This window comes from Dactylosporangium sp. NPDC050588 (genome assembly GCF_040654975.1).
Lineage (GTDB): Bacteria > Actinomycetota > Actinomycetes > Mycobacteriales > Micromonosporaceae > Dactylosporangium > Dactylosporangium maewongense.
Genome location: NZ_JBFAJA010000015.1, coordinates 58215 through 73176 on the forward strand (window position 1 = coordinate 58215; position 14962 = coordinate 73176).

Consider the following 14962-nt stretch of genomic DNA (forward strand, 5'->3'; position numbering starts at 1 on the left):
AACGGTCGGGCCGGTACGATCCGGCTGTGGGTGAGGAGCTCCTGGACGACTTCATCAGAGCCAACCGAGAGCGGGACCTCGGCGTGTACGGGGTGCACGTGCACCGGGAGGGCGACGAGGACGTCGAGCGGCGGGTGCGGTCCGACGACCGGGTCAACCTGTATTCGGTGTCGAAGACGTTCACGTCCGTCGCGCTCGGCATCGCCGAGGCCGAAGGGCGGCTCAGCCTCGACGACCGGCTTCTCGACCACTTCCCGGAGCTGCGGCCCATCGCGGCCGACGGGGTCGAGGACGTCACGCTGCGGCACCTCGCCACGATGGCGAGCGGCACGAGCCACGAATGGTTCGCCGACATGCGGGTCGACGCGCTCGACCTGCTGCACGAGATCGTGGCCGCGCCGCTGGACGCCGTGCCGGGGACCCGGTTCGCGTACACCGACTCCGGGCCGTACGCGATCGGGCGGGTCATCGCGCGGGCCACCGGCGCCGACGTGCGGGACTTCCTGATGCCGCGGCTGTTCGCGCCGCTGGACCTGCACAACCCGGCCTGGCACACGTGCCCGCAGGGGTTCCCGTTCGCGGCGAGCGACCTGTTCCTGCGCACCGGCGAGCTCGCCCGCTTCGCGCGGCTGCTGCTGCGGGAAGGCAAGTGGAACGGCCGGCAGCTCGTCCCGGCGGACTACGTGCGGCGGATGACGCAGGAGTTCGCGGACACGAGCAGCATCATCGAGAGCGAACGGTTCAACCACGGCTACGGGCTCGGCGTCTGGATCGACCGGGACGGTATGTACCGGATGGACGGCCGCTACGGCCAGTACGCCGTCATCTGCCCGGCCCGACGCGCCGCCGTCACCGTCACCGCCCACTCCGAGCGCGAGGTCGACCTCCTCGAGGCCATCCACGAGCTCATCCTCGACCGCCTGGGCTGAACGGCACGGCCGCGGCGCTAGCCGCGGGCCTTCACGGCCGCGACCAGGTCGTCGAGGCGGCCGCGGACGGCGGCGCCGGTGACGTGGTCGAAGTAGTCGCGGGAGCTGACGATCTCGCCGTCGCGGACCCGGAGCACGAAGATGCCGGGCTGCGTGAACGGCTTGCCGTCGGCGGTGCCCTGGTACTCGAACTCGGCGATCACGACCTCCGGATCGATGGTCTCGTGGATGGTGATGTTGGTCGCCCGGCGGTCGAGCGCCGGTCCGGTGCCGGTGGGCGTGAAGTGCGCGCGCAGCTCGTCCCGGGAGCGCAGCGCCGGCCCGCGCAGCGGGTCGAACGGGTGCACGACGTGGGTCTGCTCGGCGTACAGGTCGGGCAGCTCCTCCCACCGCCCCTCGGCCACGCCGGTGACGAGCGCCAGGAACACCTCGCGGGGACTACGATGTGGAGTCATGACTCCGATTATACGGAGTCGCGACTCCGGAACAAGGGAGCGATGCGAATGCCCGGCCGTCCACCACGCGCCGACGCGCAGGCCAACCGGCAGCGCATCCTCGACGCCGCCGAGCACGTCTTCGGCACCGGCGGCAAGGCGGCCTCGACCGAGGAGGTGGCGCGGCTCGCGGGCGTCGGCATCGCCACCGTCTTCCGGCACTTCCCGACCAAGACGGCGCTGGTGGAGTCGGTCCTGGTACGCCGCTTCGACCGGCTCCGCGCACACGCCGACGCGCTGCTGGACGCCGAGGACCCCGGCGCGGCGTTCTTCGGCTTCTTCGGCCACCTCGTCGCCGACGCCGCCACGAAGATCGCCATCGGCGAGGCGCTGCACGACCTGACCGGCGGCGGCGACACCGAGGCGGTGCAGGCGTCCCTGGGCCTGCGTCGCTCGTTCGGCGCCCTGCTGGAGCGCGCCCAGCGGGCCGCCGCCGTCCGCGACGACGCCGAGCTGCCCGAGGTGTACGCGCTGCTGGTCGCCGCCTCCCGCGCCGCCTCCCAGGCCGGCCTCGACGACGACGTCCGCGCCCGCATGCTCGCCATCGTCTTCGACGGCCTCGCCCGCCGATGAGCAGGATCGGCCGCGCCCGCCGATGAGCGGAGCGGGCGCCGCCCAGCGATGAGCAGCTGTCAGCGGCCCGCCCGGTCGAAGGGCGCGTCGCGGGGGAGGAGGCGGTCACGCGGGCCAGCCGCGCGCAGCACCACGTCGAGCACCCGGTCCGGATCGGCGGCGTAGCACGCGCTGAACCAGCCCATGTTCGCCTCCACCACCGCCCACCGCTCCTCGCCCCGGTCGGCGTCGCTCGCCAGCCCGACGTCCACGACCACCGCGCTCGGCAGCCCGCCCGCGCACGCGCCGAGCAGTTCGCCCGCGAACTCGAGCACCACGTCCCGGTCCCGGCACCCGCCCAGCGGCGCCGGGTCGAGGCGCCCGTGCGTGGCGTACCGGCTGCCCGCGTGCACGACCCCGTCGAGCACGAACAGCCGGTACTCCACCAGGAACGACACGATCCCGCTCACCAGCACCGGCGTGTGCGCCGCCAGCGCCGGCAGCCGCGACCCGTCGGCGTAGACCGTCGCCGACAGGTCCTTGTCCCGGGGCTGCTTCACGAACACCGGCGTCCGCGTCCACCGCGCGTCCCCGACGGTGCTCATGACGATGTCGCGGCAGGTGTACCGGTAGGGCAAGGTCACCAGCCAGTCGTCGGCCGGCTCGAGCAGCGCCAGATCCAGCGCCGCCGCCACCTCACCGGCGAACAGCGGCCCGCCGTAGACGTGCCCGGATCCGTGCGGCTCGTGCCGCCCCTGCGCCACCGGTAGCCCCCGCCGCCGGGCCGCGGCGGCCAGCAGCCGGGCGGTCGCGTCGAGGCGGGGCGGCAGCACGAGGAAGTCGGTCACGCCCGGGATTCTGCCGCGGGACCCGCACCGGCCACAGTGGATTTCAGACGGTCACGACGACGTTGCCGACCTTGTGGCCGCTGTCGACGCACCGGTGCGCCTCGACGATCTCGGTCATCGGGCACGTGCGGTCGATGACGACGCGGAGGCGTTGCCGGGCAAGGAGGTCGCGGAGCTCGGCGAGCGCCGCGTGCTTGCGGACCGACATGCCGGTGCGGACGCGGGGGCCGCCGGTGACCGCGGTGCGCAGGGCGTGGACGTTGTTCACCATGCCGGTGGTGGGCAGGTAGCAGCCGCGCGGGGCGAGGACCGGGCGGCAGGCGGCGAACGAGCTGCGGCTGACGGTGTCGCATGCGCGACATCATGCGGAGAAGAACCTGTCGGCACGCTGAGTGCCGAGGTCAGTCCTCCCAGACGTCGACGCGCGGCAGCCCCCGCGCGTCGCGGGCCGCGTCAACCATCCGCTGGATGAGCGCGGTCTTGGCCCGCGTGTACGCGTCGCCGTCGTGCCCGGCCCCGGCCAGCCGCCGCTTCAGCGCGCCGTACTCGTCGCGGTCCGCCGCATCGCGCAGCAGGTGGTCGCGCAGGAGCCGCTCGTTGCGCGTGTCCCACGTGTCCGCGGTCACCACGTGCAGGTGGTAGGCGACCGGCGAACCGTCCCGCCGGTAGAACAGCCGGTCCCGCATACCGGTCTCCAGCCGGCGGTACCCCAGCGACCCGAGCACCTCGTCGGCCTCGACCACGGCGTCGAGCGTGACGGTGGCCGCCATCAGGTCGATGACCGGCTTCGCCGCCAGCCCCGGCACGGCGGTGCTGCCCACGTGCTCGACGGCGCCGAACAGCCCGGGCAGCGCCGCGGTCAGCTCCTCGACCGCCCGCCGGGCCGCGTCCGCCCACGCCGGGTCATGGTCATGGATCTCGATCAGCACACCGGGACCCTACCCGGCATACTGCTGGGATGCGTGAGACCTACGCCCACACCGCGGTGCTCGACCTGACCGGCGACGAGCGCGCCCCCGGCGGCGCGATCACCGTCGCGCTGTGCGGTGCCTACGACCACGAGCCGCCGTGCCCGCTCGCCGCGCACCAGACCGCGGCGGTCCGCGACGGCGACGAGCTGCGGCTGCGGGTGCTGTTCGCCGCCGAGCCCGCCGACGAGGCCCGCGTCCGCGCCGGCATCGACGGGGCGCTGGCCGCCGGCGAGCTGACCGGACCCGACGGCGTCGTCACCCACTGGCGGCTGCTGCGCAGCGGCCCGGCCGGGATCGCCGCCGACGACGCCGCCCACGCCGAGCGGCTGCGGTCGTCATAGACACCGCCGCGCTGGTCGCGGCCGCGTTCGACGCCGGCCGCCCGGCCGCGCCGCTCGTGCGCGTCGACGGGGGCGTCTCCCACGCGGTGTACCGGCTGCGGACCACGACCGGCAGCTACGCCGCGAAACGCCTCAACGTCGTCGACGAGCCGTGGTGGTGGGACGAGTACCACGCCGCCGCCCGGATCGAGCAAGCGGCCCGCGTGAGCCGGCCCGAACGGCTGCCACCCCTGGTCGCGACGATCGAGGCCGAAGGCACCACGCAGCACTGGCAGCTGCACCGGTGGTACGACGGGCACAACCCGGCGGACCCCAGCGACGACCTCGCCGACTGGACCGGCGCGACCCTCGCCGTCCTGCACCGCGAACCCGCCACCGACGGGCAGCCGCAACCGGCGCTGTACCCCCTGGAGGCCTGGCACGAGTGGCTCGCCGGGCACGATGCAGACTTCACCCGGCAGGTCCGCGAGCACCTGCCGACCGTCGCGGCGGCCCTGGCGCACCTCGCCCGGCCCGGCCCGGCGCTGACACCGGTCGCCTCGCACCGCGACATCAAACCCGACAACGTCCTGCTCACCGCGGCCGGACCGGTGCTGCTCGACTGGGACGGCGCCGGCCCCGACCTCGCCGAGCACGAGCTGCTGCGCTCGGCCCTCGCGATGGGCTTCGAGGAGCGGCGGCCCTTCAGCCGTACCGTCGCCGCCTACCACCGCGCGGACGGCCGCCCGATCCCGCCGGACCCGGCGCTCTTCCACGGCATCGTGGAGGCGCAGCTGCGCACCGCCGAGTGGCTGCTGTGGCGGGCCCTCGGCCACCGCGGCGACGGTCCTGCCGACCGGGACCGGTCCGCGACAGAGTGCCTCGCCCGGCTCCGCGGCACCGCGAAGAGCCTCCGCCGCATCCCGGAGTGGGTGAGCTGGCTCGCCGGCCGCTGAGGCGGGATTGCCCGGCGGTGCTATCCAGGTGTGCATGGGGATGAGCCCTGAGGCGCGGCGGCGGCTGGACGAGCGGTTCGGCCAGCGGGTCGAGCGCCGGCGGCAGGACCACGCCGCCAACTGGGAGCACGCGGTGCGGGTCGGCCAGGGGCTCGGCCTCGGCGACCCGCTGGGCATCTACCACACCGAGGTCACCCCGCCGCTCGGCGCGCGACGGGTGCTGTGGCTGGTGGCACCGGCCGTCGCGTACGTGGCCGGCGTCGTCCTGCTCGTGCTGTGGAACCCGGACCGGGCGCTGCCGTTCATCGGCGTCTTGCCGTTCCTGGTGAGCCCGTACGTCGTGGTGTGCGTCCTGATCACGCGCCGCCGCCGGTTCACCCGGTGGCTGTACGCCTACGGCGGCGGCTTCGCCGAGGTCGACCCCGACGGGCCGCCGCGGCCGGTCCGCTGGGACGAGATCACCGACGCGGTCGACGCGTGGCGCCACGACGGCGGGGAGTCGGTCAGCAGCTGGGCCTACGACGGTTTCGTGCTGACCACCGCCGGCGGCCGGACCGTGCCCGTCACCGCGAAGTACGAGAACGCGCTCGACCCGTACGCCCCGATCGGCGGCATGATCGCCGCGCTGATGCCGGCCGAGGTCGGCGCCGCCATCCCCAGGTTCCCCACGATCGCCGCCCTGATCGTCGACCGGGCCGTGACCCCGGTCGTGACCCGCCAGGCCGGCGCCGTGCGTGGCGGCGCCGTCCTCACCCGCGGCTGCGTCCGGGTGACCCGCGACGGGATCGCCGGCCCGAAGGACGCGACGGTCACGCCCTGGGCGGCGATCGACCGGATCGAGCTATGGCCCGGCCGGGTGAAGGTGCGCCCGGTCGCCGGCAAGGCCCGCACGTACACCGACCATCGCGACGGCTCCGGCTACTCGGTGCTCTGCCGGCTCCTGCTCGCTCTCGGTGTGACCGCCTCCTACGAGCCCAGCGGCTGACGCGGTCACCTCGCCCACGACACGTCCGGTGCGGGGTCGATGACGAGGGCGTCGACGGCCCGGACGAGGGACTCCCGGGCCGCGGACGGGTCACCGCCGACGCTGCTTTCCACGGTCAGCGGCCGGCCGTCCGGCAGCGTCACCACGAGGGTCAGCGTCCACTTGAGGTTGCTGGCCGGTGGGGCGGTGGCGACGATCCGGCCGGTCGCGCCACGGACCCGCACCGGGTCACCACCTTCCGGGACGTCGAAGGCCGGGCCGACCGTCGCCTTGAGCGTCAGCAGCGGCGCCGCGTCGGACACGACCAAGGTGGCGCTCCAGTGCCCGGGATCGTCGGCGGTCATGTCGTACTTGCCGCTTGGCAGTGCCCCCGGCCGTCCCTGCCGCACCGGCGGGCTGAACACGGCCGGGTCCGGGCGCACGGAACGCGCGACGCGGAGGATGTCGTCCGGTGAGATCGCCGGGGAGGCCTGCACCCGGGCGGTGTGTGTGGCGTCGATCTGCCAGGTGACCACCACCGTGCTGTTCGGCGCCGCGCCGATGAACACGGTGCCGGCGACACCGTTGATGTCCACCACGCCGTCCGGGGTCGGCCCGGGCCGCGCGGGCATCTCGACGATCTCGAGTTCCAGGTACCGCACCGACGGCTGGAACTGGCCGAGCATCGGGCCGTCGGTCCACCTGCGGAAGACGGCGCTCCCCGTCTCCCGGTCGACGACGAGGAGCCCCCGCCGCCGTTCCCGGTAGCCGTCGGGGACCCAGGTCGGGCCGTACCGCAGCGGGATGCCCGGGGTCGCGGCCGGGACGGGGCTCGCCGCAGGCGGGCCGGCCTGGCGCCGGCCGGTGGCGGACAACGTGACGGGCACGGCGAGGGCGAGCACCAGGACGGCGGCAACGGTGGCGACGACCGTCCGGGTGGTCCGCCGCCGGGCGATCAGCGCGGGCAGCGCGCCGCGGAGCCGGTCGGGGTCCGGTGCGGCGTCGGCCCGCTGCTCCTGCAGCTCGCGGACGAGCGTCTCGAGCTCCGTGGTCACGGTGCCTCCTTCGTCGTGATGAGCGTGCCGGGCAGGGCCGCGCGCAGCGTGTCCATGGCCCGGCTCAGGTGGGTGCGGACCGTCGACGTCCGGCAGCTCAGGACGTCGGCGATCTCCTCGACGGACATGTCCTCGTAGAACCGCAGCGCGATCACGGCCCGCTGCCGTGGCGGCAGGCCGCCGATGAGCCGCATCATGGCGTCGCGGTCCGCGTGCTGCTCCGCGTGGTCCGGCTCCGGCACGTCGATCCCGTCGCCGAGGTGCAGCAACCTGGCCGCCGCCCGGCGCCGCCACGACAGGAACTCGTTGACGACCATGCGCTGCACGTACCGCTCGGGCGCCTCGACCCGGCTGATCCGCCCCCACCGCGGCTGCGCACGGACGAGGACCTCCTGCACCACGTCCTCAGCGAGGTGCGGGTTCCAGGTCACCACCGTCGCGTACCGCAGCAACGCCGCCAGCCGCGACGCGACGAACTCCTCAAACGTCACCAGAAGCGCCTCTCCTCGCGCTGACCCGTTCCGGACGGTAGGAGAACGCACCGGGACCCCCGATATGGCCACCGCCGGCCGGGCATTTCTCGACGTTAGGGTGACGCGGTGGATCTGGGACGGGTGCGGGTGGCGTACGGGGCGGTGTCGGACCTCTACATCGAGCTGTTCGGGACGCGGGAGCAGTCGCACGCCGACGACCTCGCGTTCATCGAGCGGCACCTGACGCGGGCCGGCACGGTGCTCGACGTGGGCTGCGGGCCGGGGCACATGACGGACCACCTGCGCTCGCTCGGCGTCGACGCGACCGGGATCGACCTGGTGCCCGAGTTCATCGCCCACGCCGGGGCGGCGTTCCCGGGTGGCAGGTACCTCCTCGGGTCGATGGACCACCTGCCCGTCGCCGACGGGTCCGTGGCCGGGATCCTGTCCTGGTACTCGCTGATCCACCGGACACCGCAGGAGGTCGGCGGCGTCCTCGCCGAGCTGCGGCGGGCCATGGCCCCGGGCGGGGCGCTGGTCGTCGGGTTCTTCGACGGCGACGCGGTCGAGGCGTTCGACCACAAGGTCGTGACGGCCTACCGGTGGCCCGTCGACGAGTTCTCCGACCTCCTGGCGCAGGCCGGCTTCGCCGAGGTCGAACGGTGGCGGCGGCCCGCCGACGGCACCCACCGCGCGCACGCCGCCATCGCGGCCGTCACCGCTTGATGAGCCGCTCGGCGATCGCGTCGGCGATCTCCGGGTCCTCCGTCCACACCGGGTCGCCGGGGCGCGGGTCGTGGAACACCACGTCGGTGAAGCCGAGCGCCTCGTACCGGCCGACGAAGTCCTCGAACGCGGCGACGCTCGCCAGGGGCCGCTCCGCGGTGTTGCCGACGAGGTAGATGCGGTCCAGCGCCGCCGGGTCGCGGCCGAGGGCGGCGCAGCGGTCGTCGAGGATCGCGGCCTGGCGGCGGACCGCGGCCTCGATCGCGGCCGGGGACTGGTCGGCGGCGTCGGGCTCGCCGAAGGTGATCCACGCGTCGGCGTGCCGGGCGGTGAGCGAGAGCGTGCGAGGGCCCGCCGCCGCGAGGGCGATGGGCAACCGGGGCCGCTGGACACAGCCGGGGACCATCCGGGCGTCGTCGACGGTGTAGTGCTCGCCCCGGTGCGAGTACACCTGCGAGCGCAACAGCCCGTCGAGCACGTCGACGAACTCGGTGAGCCGGTCCGCCCGCTGCCGGGGGCTGAGCACCGGGTCGCCGAGGACGGTGGCGTCGAAGCCGGTGCCGCCCGCGCCGACGCCGAGGGTGAGCCGGCCGTCGCTGACGTGGTCGAGCGTCAGGGCTTCCTTCGCCAGCAGCACCGGGTGCCGGAACGTCGGCGACGTGACCATCGTGCCGAGCCGCACCCGGCTCGTCACCCCGGCGAGCCCGGTCAGCCAGGGGATCGCCGCGTGCCACGGCTCGTCGCGGTACCGGCGCCACGACAGGTGGTCGTAGGTCCACAGGTGCGCGTAGCCGAGCGCCTCAAGGTGGCGGGCCCTGGCGACCGAGCGCGGCCACGGGTCGGTCGGGAGCAGCAGCACGCCGAGTCGCATGCCGCGATCTTATGCGGGCCCCGGCGACGACCACGACCAGCGCGGCGCCGTACGCGACCCGCTGCACCGTCGTCTGCACCAGGCCCAGGTCCGTGGCGAGCTGCGCGAAGGTGCCCGCGACGGCGAGGGTGAGCCATTCGGCGGGCGCGCCGTAGGCGACGAGCATGACCAGCAGCATCGCGTACCACGGGTAGGTCGGCGCGGTCACGAGCAGCGCCGCCGCGACCATGACGGCGGCGCCCCGCCACGGCCGGTCCGGGTCGGTGGTCCGCGCCACGTGCACGGCGGCCGCGGCGAGCAGCAGCACGGCCGCGGGCGCGACGGCGGGGCCGGGCAGCAGCAGGGCCAGCAGCGCGAAGCGGGTGCCGCTCGCGTAGCCCTCCTCGTGCAGGTAGCCGGGCAGGTAGCCGAGGACCGCGGGCCCGGCCGCGACGACGTGCGGCAGGTACACGGCGGCGACCGCGCCGGCCGCGGCGAGCGCGACGGTGACCGGCCGCCGCCGCAGGACCGCGGGGCCGAGCAGCGCCGGGGTGAGCTTCGTGGCCACCGCCAGCCCGAGCAGCAGCCCGCCGAGGGCCGCCGCCCGCCGGGTGCCGGCCCGGGCCAGGACGAACAGGGCGGCGGCGGCGAGCGCGACCGCGGCGACGTCGACGTGCGCGTTGTTGCCCGCCTCCAGCGCGACGAGCGGGCACCACGCCCACAGCACCGCGCGCCGGGGGTCGCGGCCGAGGCGGCGCAGGGCGTACCAGAGCAGCATCGCCGTGCCGAGCGCGAACGCCGACATGGTCAGCTGCATCGGGCGGGTCCGCGCGCCGTCGGGCACCACCGCGAACAGCGCCTCCGCGACCGGCGGATAGATCGTCGGTACGTCCGGCCGGTTGATGAGCGTGCAGCCGCTCGGCACACACCAGTTCGAGTGCTCCGGCCACAGGAAGTCGTCGCGAAGGCGAGTGAGCTCCGGCGCGGACGGCGGGAACCGGTAGGGGTCGATCCCGGCGCGCTGGACCCGGCCGTCCCACACGTAGCGGTACATGTCGTCGCTGCTGTTCGGCGGCTCCAGCCCGGCGGCGAGCGGCAGCGCGGCGCCACCGGCGAGCACGAGGACCAGGGCGGTGCGGCGGTCGAGGCGGCACACCAGCCACGCGCCGACGGCGAACGGCAGCCACATCAGCAGGTACCAGCGGCCCGGCAGCATCAGCAGCGCCGCCAGCATCGCGGCCAGGCACGCGGCCGCCGCGACCCGCCGCGCGGTCATCGCCGCCTCCGCAGGTTCGCGACGGTCCACGCGCCCGCGACCGCCCACACGACGGCGAGGACCAGCGCGAGCCCCCGGCCGTAGGACTGCGGGAACGCGGACGGGTTGCCGGGGACGCGGCCCGCGCCGATGACGAACGGCAGCGCGACGACGGTCACCGCGGCGCTGACGACGAGCGCCGCCCGCACCGGGCCGCGGGCCGGTCGCGGCACCCACCGGGTGAGCGCGACGCCGGCGAGGACGACGGCGGGGACGACGAGGAAGTCGTGGCCGGCGAGCAGCACCGCGGCGAACACCAGCTGCCCGAGCGGGTTCGCGCCGCCGTCGGTGAGCAGGCCGTAGGCGCCGTAGCCGGCGGCGGCGAGCCCGAGGACCACCAGCAGCGCCCTCACGGCGACACCACGGTCAGCGCGCCGACCCACTTCGTCTGCAGCACGCCCGGCCGGTCCGGTGCGATGAGCCGGCACGGGTAGCCGTGGTCGGGGTGCAGCGGCTCGCCGTGCAGCCGCAACGCCAGCAGCGTCAACGGGTCCTGCGCCAACCGGGCGTCCACTGTGGACGTGCGGTAGCCGCCGTCGCGCTGCAGCGACTCGACGGTCACCGCGAGGCCCGCGGCGCCGACGAGGCGGAGCAGGTCGGCGACCCGGACGCCGGTCCATTCGGCGTCGGCGCTCCAGCCCTCGACGCAGGCGATCGGCAGCGACACCGTGTGCTGCGGCATCGCCTCCAGGTCGGCGAGGCTCAGCGCGTGCCGGCCGCCGGGACCGGTCACCACGAGCCGGTAGGTACCGTCCACCGCGGTCACGCCGGCGGCGGCCGCGGTCTTGTTCACCGGTACACCCTGCGGGCCGACACCGGGCAGCCGCGGCGCCAGCAGCGACAGCCGCCGCAGCGGGCGGACCGTCTGCCCGGCGGTGGCGACGGTGATGACCCCCGCCGCCGCCCCGACGAGTCCGAGGACCGCGCGGCGCGACCGCCGGGCGGACGGCGACGGAGCCGGCGTGCGGAGGACCGGCAGTTTCGCCGCGACGTGCAGCAGCACCGCGCCGGCGAGCAGCCACGCGGTCCAGTAGTGCGCGCCGACGAACCCGAACGGCATCAGCGAGTACCAGTAGGCGATGTTGAGCAGGCCGGTGACGAGCTCGAACAGCGCGGCGGCGGACAGTAGCGCGACGGTGCCGCGCTCCAGGGCGTGCGCCACACCGCGCACCGGCGGCCACGTGAACAGCTTCGGGTAGACGGACCAGACCTTCGCGGTGAGCAGCGGGAAGCACGCGAGGCCGGTGGCGACGTGCAGCCCCTGGGTCAGCCGGTACAGGTTGACCGGGCGCGACGGCCAGCGCCACCACCCGGGCGGGTGCTGGATCGCGTGGCTGATCAGCCCGGTCGCGAGGCACACGGTGAACGCCCCGGCGAGCCACAGGCCCAGGTGCGCGGTCAGGCGCGGATCCGTGGGCCGCCGCGCCAGGCGCGTCAGGGCGTCAGGTGGGCGAACCATCGGCCGGCCTCCGTCCAGGTCCCGGCGAGCCGGAGCGCGGCGTCGCGTGCGACGGCGGCGATGTCGTCGACGCTGACGAACGCCCACGCGAACGCGGTGCTGGTCCGGTCCGCGTCGGTGAGCGCGACCCGGCCGCTCCAGGTCCGCCCGCCCGGCGGGTCGACCTCGACGAGGACGCTGCCGTCACCGCCGATGAGGCTCCGGCAGCGGCGCAGCAGCCGGGCCGGGTCACCGCCGATGCCGATGTTGCCGTCGGCGAGCAGCGCACAGGTCCAGTCGCCCTCACGGGGCAGCGGGGCGAACAGGTCGCCACGGATGACAGACGCGCCGCGGCGGCGCGCGTACCGGACGGCCTGCGGGCTGACGTCGACGCCGAGGACGCGGCGGCCGGCCGCGGCGACGGCCTCCGTGAGCCGGCCCGCGCCGCAGCCGAGGTCGAGGGTGCCGTCCGTGCACCGCTCGACGAGCTGCGCGTCGCCGGCCCGCGGCGCGCCGGACCACGATCCGGCGTCGAGCGGGCGGACCAGGGCACCGTCGGCGTCGACCAGGTCCATCGCGGCGGGCTCGCCGCGGGCGGCGCGGCGCAGCGCGGCACCGTAGAGGGCGACCGGCGCGCTCATGCCGGGGCTCCCGCCGGCACCGACGCCGCGACCGCCGTCGTGAACCGGCCCGGTTCGCAGCCGGCGGCGACGGCCCGGGCGTCCTCGGCGGTGTCGACGTCACGCAGGGTCGGCAGGGTCGCCACGCCGACACCCAGGCCGCGCAGCGCCGCGCGGGTGGCGGCACCGGTGTCCGATGTGGACATGGGGACGCCCGCGAGCACCCTGGCGGTGGACGGGTCCCGCAGGCCGAGCGCCCACCAGCCGCCGTCCTCCGCCGGCCCGAGGACCGCTGCGGTGGTGGCGAGCGCCGCGCAGGCCGCGACGACGTGGCCGACGCGCAGCTGCGGGGTGTCCATGCCGACGAGGAGGGTGGCGACGCCGGGGAGCGCGGTGTCGGCGTACGCGGCGGCGAGCCGCTCGCCGAGGCCGTCGCCGCGCTGCGGGTGGCGGTGCCAGCCGGGCGGGGCCGGCAGGTCGCCGTCGACGACCAGGGTCCGGCGGGCGGCGGGCGCGGCGGTGAGGACGTCGACGGTGTCGGCGAGCATGGCCGCGGCGATCCCGGCGGCCTCCGCCGGCGTGCACGGGGGACAGAGGCGGGTCTTCACCCGTCCCGGCACCGGCGTCTTCGCCAGCAGCAGCAGCTGGACCCTCATCGCGCCAGCACCTTCGACATGTCGCGCACGGCGCGGGCGGTGCCGCGGACCGACCCGGTGACCTTCGACCGGCCGCCGGCGATGCGGGGCGCGTAGTCGACGTCGACCTCGGCGATGCGCCACCCGGCCGCCGCGGCGCGGACCATCATCTCCAGGGGATAGCCGAACCTGCGGTCGCGCAGCCCCAGCCCGAGCAGCGCCTCGCGGCGGGCGGCGCGCATGGGGCCGAGGTCGTGCACGGGGATCCCGGTGGTGCGGCGCAGGCGCCACGCCACGACGGCGTTGCCGGCCCTGCCGTGCAGCGGCCAGGCACCGGCGGCGGTCGGGCGGCGGCGGCCGAGCGACAGGTCGAGGCGCCCCCGCAGGACCGGTTCGGCGACACGGGGCAGCTGCCGTGGGTCGAACGAGCCGTCGGCGTCCATGAAGCACACGACGTCGGCGGTCGCCGCTTCGAGGCCCGCGTGGGCGGCGGCGCCGAACCCGCGCGGCGCGGCGTGGACGACGACCGCGCCGTGCGCCTCGGCGATCGCCGCCGACCCGTCGGTGGACCCGTTGTCGGCGACGACCGCCCGGTAGCCGTCCGGCAGCCGGGACAGCACCCACGGCAGCGCGGCGGCCTCATTCAGACAAGGCAATACGACATCTGGCACGGATCGGACGCTACCGAGGAACCCGGGGCGAAGATCTTACGAGGAACGAACCAACCATTACGAACCGCGAACGCGGCCGTCGACCGCCGTCGCCGCCACCTACGGTCGACGGCATGCGGATCCTCGTCACCGGCGGCGCCGGGTTCATCGGCGGTCACGTCGTCACCGCGCTGCGCGCCGCGGGCCACGACGTCGGCGTGCTCGACCTGCTCCACCCGGCCGCGCACCGCTCGCCCCCGCCGGACGCCGACCGTGTCGACGTGCGCGACCGGGCCGCGGTCGCGGCGCTGCTGGACGGGGTCGACGCCGTCGTGCACCAGGCGGCGATGGTCGGCATGGGTGTCGACCTGGCCGACCTGCCGGAGTACGTCGGCTGCAACGACCTCGGCACCGCCGTGCTGCTCGCGGAGATGGCCCGCGCCGGCGTGCGGCGGCTCGTCCTGGCCAGCTCGATGGTCGTCTACGGCGAGGGCGGCTACGCGTGCCCGTCCCACGGCACGACGTCGCCGGCGCCGCGCGCCGCCGCGGATCTCGACGCCGGACGGTTCGAGCCGGGCTGCCCGTCCTGCGGCACGCCGCTGGAGCCCCGCGACGTCGGCGAGGACGCGCCGCCGCGGCCGCGCAGCGTGTACGCCGCGACCAAGGTCGCCCAGGAGCACCTCGCGCAGGCGTGGGCGCTCGCCGGCGCGGGGACGGTGGTGGCGTTGCGGTACCACAACGTGTACGGGCCCGGCATGCCCCGCGACACGCCCTACAGCGGCGTCGCCGCCATCTTCCGCTCCGCGCTCGCCGCCGGTCGGGCACCGCGCGTCTTCGAGGACGGCGCGCAGCGCCGCGACTTCGTCCACGTCACCGACGTCGCCGCCGCCAACGTGCTGGCGCTCGACGCGGCGGTCGACGGGTTCCGGGCGTACAACATCGCCTCGGGCCGGCCGACCACCGTCGGCGCGATGGCCGCGACCCTCGCCGCCGCGATGGACGGCCCGGCACCGGTGATCACGGGCGAGCACCGCGCCGGCGACGTCCGCCACGTGGTCGCCGCCCCCGGCCGCGCCCACGCCGAGCTGGGCTTCACCGCCGCCGTCGACCTCACCGAAGGCCTGCGCGACTTCGCCACCGCGCCGCTGCGCGCCCTCTGACGGGGG

General features: G+C 75.5%; 19 protein-coding genes and 1 pseudogene. 7 read left to right on the forward strand and 13 right to left on the reverse strand.

From position 1 onward, the window contains the following. Positions 1 to 26: 26 nt before the first annotated feature. On the forward strand, positions 27 to 929 hold the full coding sequence (locus AB0I21_RS12430) for a serine hydrolase domain-containing protein (protein WP_344514696.1): 903 nt from the start codon (positions 27 to 29) through the stop codon (positions 927 to 929). A 17-nt stretch (positions 930 to 946) separates the two neighbouring features. Here the strand turns inward: AB0I21_RS12430 and AB0I21_RS12435 are convergent, their stop codons facing one another. Beyond that, positions 947 to 1384 carry a nuclear transport factor 2 family protein gene (locus AB0I21_RS12435; RefSeq protein ID WP_360560593.1) on the reverse strand — a complete coding sequence of 146 codons (438 nt, stop codon included), beginning with the start codon at positions 1382 to 1384 and terminating at the stop codon, positions 947 to 949. 48 nt (positions 1385 to 1432) lie between these two features. On the opposite strand from AB0I21_RS12435, the gene AB0I21_RS12440 reads away from it, so the two are divergent. Then, complete coding sequence (locus tag AB0I21_RS12440; protein WP_360560595.1) at positions 1433 to 1996, forward strand: TetR/AcrR family transcriptional regulator; 564 nt, start codon at positions 1433 to 1435, stop codon at positions 1994 to 1996. Positions 1997 to 2055: 59 nt separating this feature from the next. Here the strand turns inward: AB0I21_RS12440 and AB0I21_RS12445 are convergent, their stop codons facing one another. From AB0I21_RS12445 to AB0I21_RS12455, 3 genes and pseudogenes are all read right to left on the reverse strand, one after another. Then, positions 2056 to 2823 carry an ATP-grasp domain-containing protein gene (locus AB0I21_RS12445; RefSeq protein WP_360560596.1) on the reverse strand — a complete coding sequence of 256 codons (768 nt, stop codon included), beginning with the start codon at positions 2821 to 2823 and terminating at the stop codon, positions 2056 to 2058. A gap of 43 nt (positions 2824 to 2866) precedes the next feature. Continuing rightward, positions 2867 to 3172: pseudogene (locus AB0I21_RS12450) on the reverse strand (zinc-binding dehydrogenase); the annotation flags it as partial. A 52-nt stretch (positions 3173 to 3224) separates the two neighbouring features. Beyond that, entirely contained in the window at positions 3225 to 3752 is a 528-nt protein-coding gene (locus AB0I21_RS12455; RefSeq protein WP_360560597.1) for a GrpB family protein, read from the reverse strand. A gap of 29 nt (positions 3753 to 3781) precedes the next feature. On the opposite strand from AB0I21_RS12455, the gene AB0I21_RS12460 reads away from it, so the two are divergent. The 3 genes from AB0I21_RS12460 to AB0I21_RS12470 are packed head-to-tail and all read left to right on the forward strand — an operon-like array spanning position 3782 to position 6055. Beyond that, a complete protein-coding gene (locus tag AB0I21_RS12460; protein ID WP_360560598.1) occupies positions 3782 to 4135 on the forward strand; it encodes a hypothetical protein in 354 nt (117 codons plus the stop codon). A gap of 56 nt (positions 4136 to 4191) precedes the next feature. Further along, on the forward strand, positions 4192 to 5070 hold the full coding sequence (locus AB0I21_RS12465) for an aminoglycoside phosphotransferase family protein (RefSeq protein ID WP_360560599.1): 879 nt from the start codon (positions 4192 to 4194) through the stop codon (positions 5068 to 5070). Positions 5071 to 5104: 34 nt separating this feature from the next. Next, a complete protein-coding gene (locus AB0I21_RS12470) occupies positions 5105 to 6055 on the forward strand; it encodes a hypothetical protein (protein WP_360560600.1) in 951 nt (316 codons plus the stop codon). Between the two features lie 5 nt (positions 6056 to 6060). On the opposite strand, the gene AB0I21_RS12475 is transcribed toward AB0I21_RS12470, so the two are convergent. Together AB0I21_RS12475 and AB0I21_RS12480 are read right to left on the reverse strand one after the other, a co-directional pair. Continuing rightward, positions 6061 to 7089: a hypothetical protein gene (locus AB0I21_RS12475; RefSeq protein ID WP_360560602.1), complete on the reverse strand. Its 1029-nt coding sequence runs from the start codon at positions 7087 to 7089 to the stop codon at positions 6061 to 6063. Further along, a complete protein-coding gene (locus tag AB0I21_RS12480; protein WP_360560604.1) occupies positions 7086 to 7580 on the reverse strand; it encodes a SigE family RNA polymerase sigma factor in 495 nt (164 codons plus the stop codon). Before AB0I21_RS12480 ends, AB0I21_RS12475 begins: the two co-directional genes overlap by 4 nt. A gap of 108 nt (positions 7581 to 7688) precedes the next feature. Here AB0I21_RS12480 and AB0I21_RS12485 point away from each other — a divergent pair, with 108 nt between their 5' ends. Next, a complete protein-coding gene (locus tag AB0I21_RS12485) occupies positions 7689 to 8288 on the forward strand; it encodes a class I SAM-dependent methyltransferase (RefSeq protein WP_360560606.1) in 600 nt (199 codons plus the stop codon). Here AB0I21_RS12485 and AB0I21_RS12490 read toward each other — a convergent pair. From AB0I21_RS12490 to AB0I21_RS12520, 7 genes are read right to left on the reverse strand one after another with little or no spacing between them, the layout of a single operon-like run. Continuing rightward, positions 8278 to 9159 carry an LLM class flavin-dependent oxidoreductase gene (locus tag AB0I21_RS12490; protein ID WP_360560608.1) on the reverse strand — a complete coding sequence of 294 codons (882 nt, stop codon included), beginning with the start codon at positions 9157 to 9159 and terminating at the stop codon, positions 8278 to 8280. The genes AB0I21_RS12485 and AB0I21_RS12490 overlap by 11 nt on opposite strands. Beyond that, positions 9089 to 10414 carry a glycosyltransferase 87 family protein gene (locus AB0I21_RS12495; protein WP_360560610.1) on the reverse strand — a complete coding sequence of 442 codons (1326 nt, stop codon included), beginning with the start codon at positions 10412 to 10414 and terminating at the stop codon, positions 9089 to 9091. The genes AB0I21_RS12490 and AB0I21_RS12495 overlap by 71 nt, the downstream gene beginning before the upstream one ends. Beyond that, positions 10411 to 10806, reverse strand: a complete 396-nt coding sequence (locus tag AB0I21_RS12500) for a hypothetical protein (protein ID WP_360560612.1) — start codon at positions 10804 to 10806, stop codon at positions 10411 to 10413. The genes AB0I21_RS12495 and AB0I21_RS12500 overlap by 4 nt, the downstream gene beginning before the upstream one ends. Further along, positions 10803 to 11912: a molybdopterin-dependent oxidoreductase gene (locus AB0I21_RS12505; protein ID WP_360560614.1), complete on the reverse strand. Its 1110-nt coding sequence runs from the start codon at positions 11910 to 11912 to the stop codon at positions 10803 to 10805. The genes AB0I21_RS12500 and AB0I21_RS12505 overlap by 4 nt, the downstream gene beginning before the upstream one ends. Further along, positions 11888 to 12532, reverse strand: a complete 645-nt coding sequence (locus tag AB0I21_RS12510; RefSeq protein ID WP_360560616.1) for a methyltransferase domain-containing protein — start codon at positions 12530 to 12532, stop codon at positions 11888 to 11890. Before AB0I21_RS12510 ends, AB0I21_RS12505 begins: the two co-directional genes overlap by 25 nt. Continuing rightward, positions 12529 to 13167, reverse strand: coding sequence for a TIGR04282 family arsenosugar biosynthesis glycosyltransferase (locus tag AB0I21_RS12515; RefSeq protein ID WP_360560617.1), 639 nt, complete (start codon positions 13165 to 13167; stop codon positions 12529 to 12531). The genes AB0I21_RS12510 and AB0I21_RS12515 overlap by 4 nt, the downstream gene beginning before the upstream one ends. Further along, positions 13164 to 13817, reverse strand: coding sequence for a glycosyltransferase family 2 protein (locus tag AB0I21_RS12520; RefSeq protein ID WP_360560619.1), 654 nt, complete (start codon positions 13815 to 13817; stop codon positions 13164 to 13166). Before AB0I21_RS12520 ends, AB0I21_RS12515 begins: the two co-directional genes overlap by 4 nt. 113 nt (positions 13818 to 13930) lie before the next feature. On the opposite strand from AB0I21_RS12520, the gene AB0I21_RS12525 reads away from it, so the two are divergent. After that, the gene (locus AB0I21_RS12525) at positions 13931 to 14956 is read left to right on the forward strand and encodes an NAD-dependent epimerase/dehydratase family protein (RefSeq protein WP_360560620.1); all 1026 of its coding nucleotides are present in this window, start codon (positions 13931 to 13933) and stop codon (positions 14954 to 14956) included. The last annotated feature ends 6 nt before the right edge of the window (positions 14957 to 14962 follow it).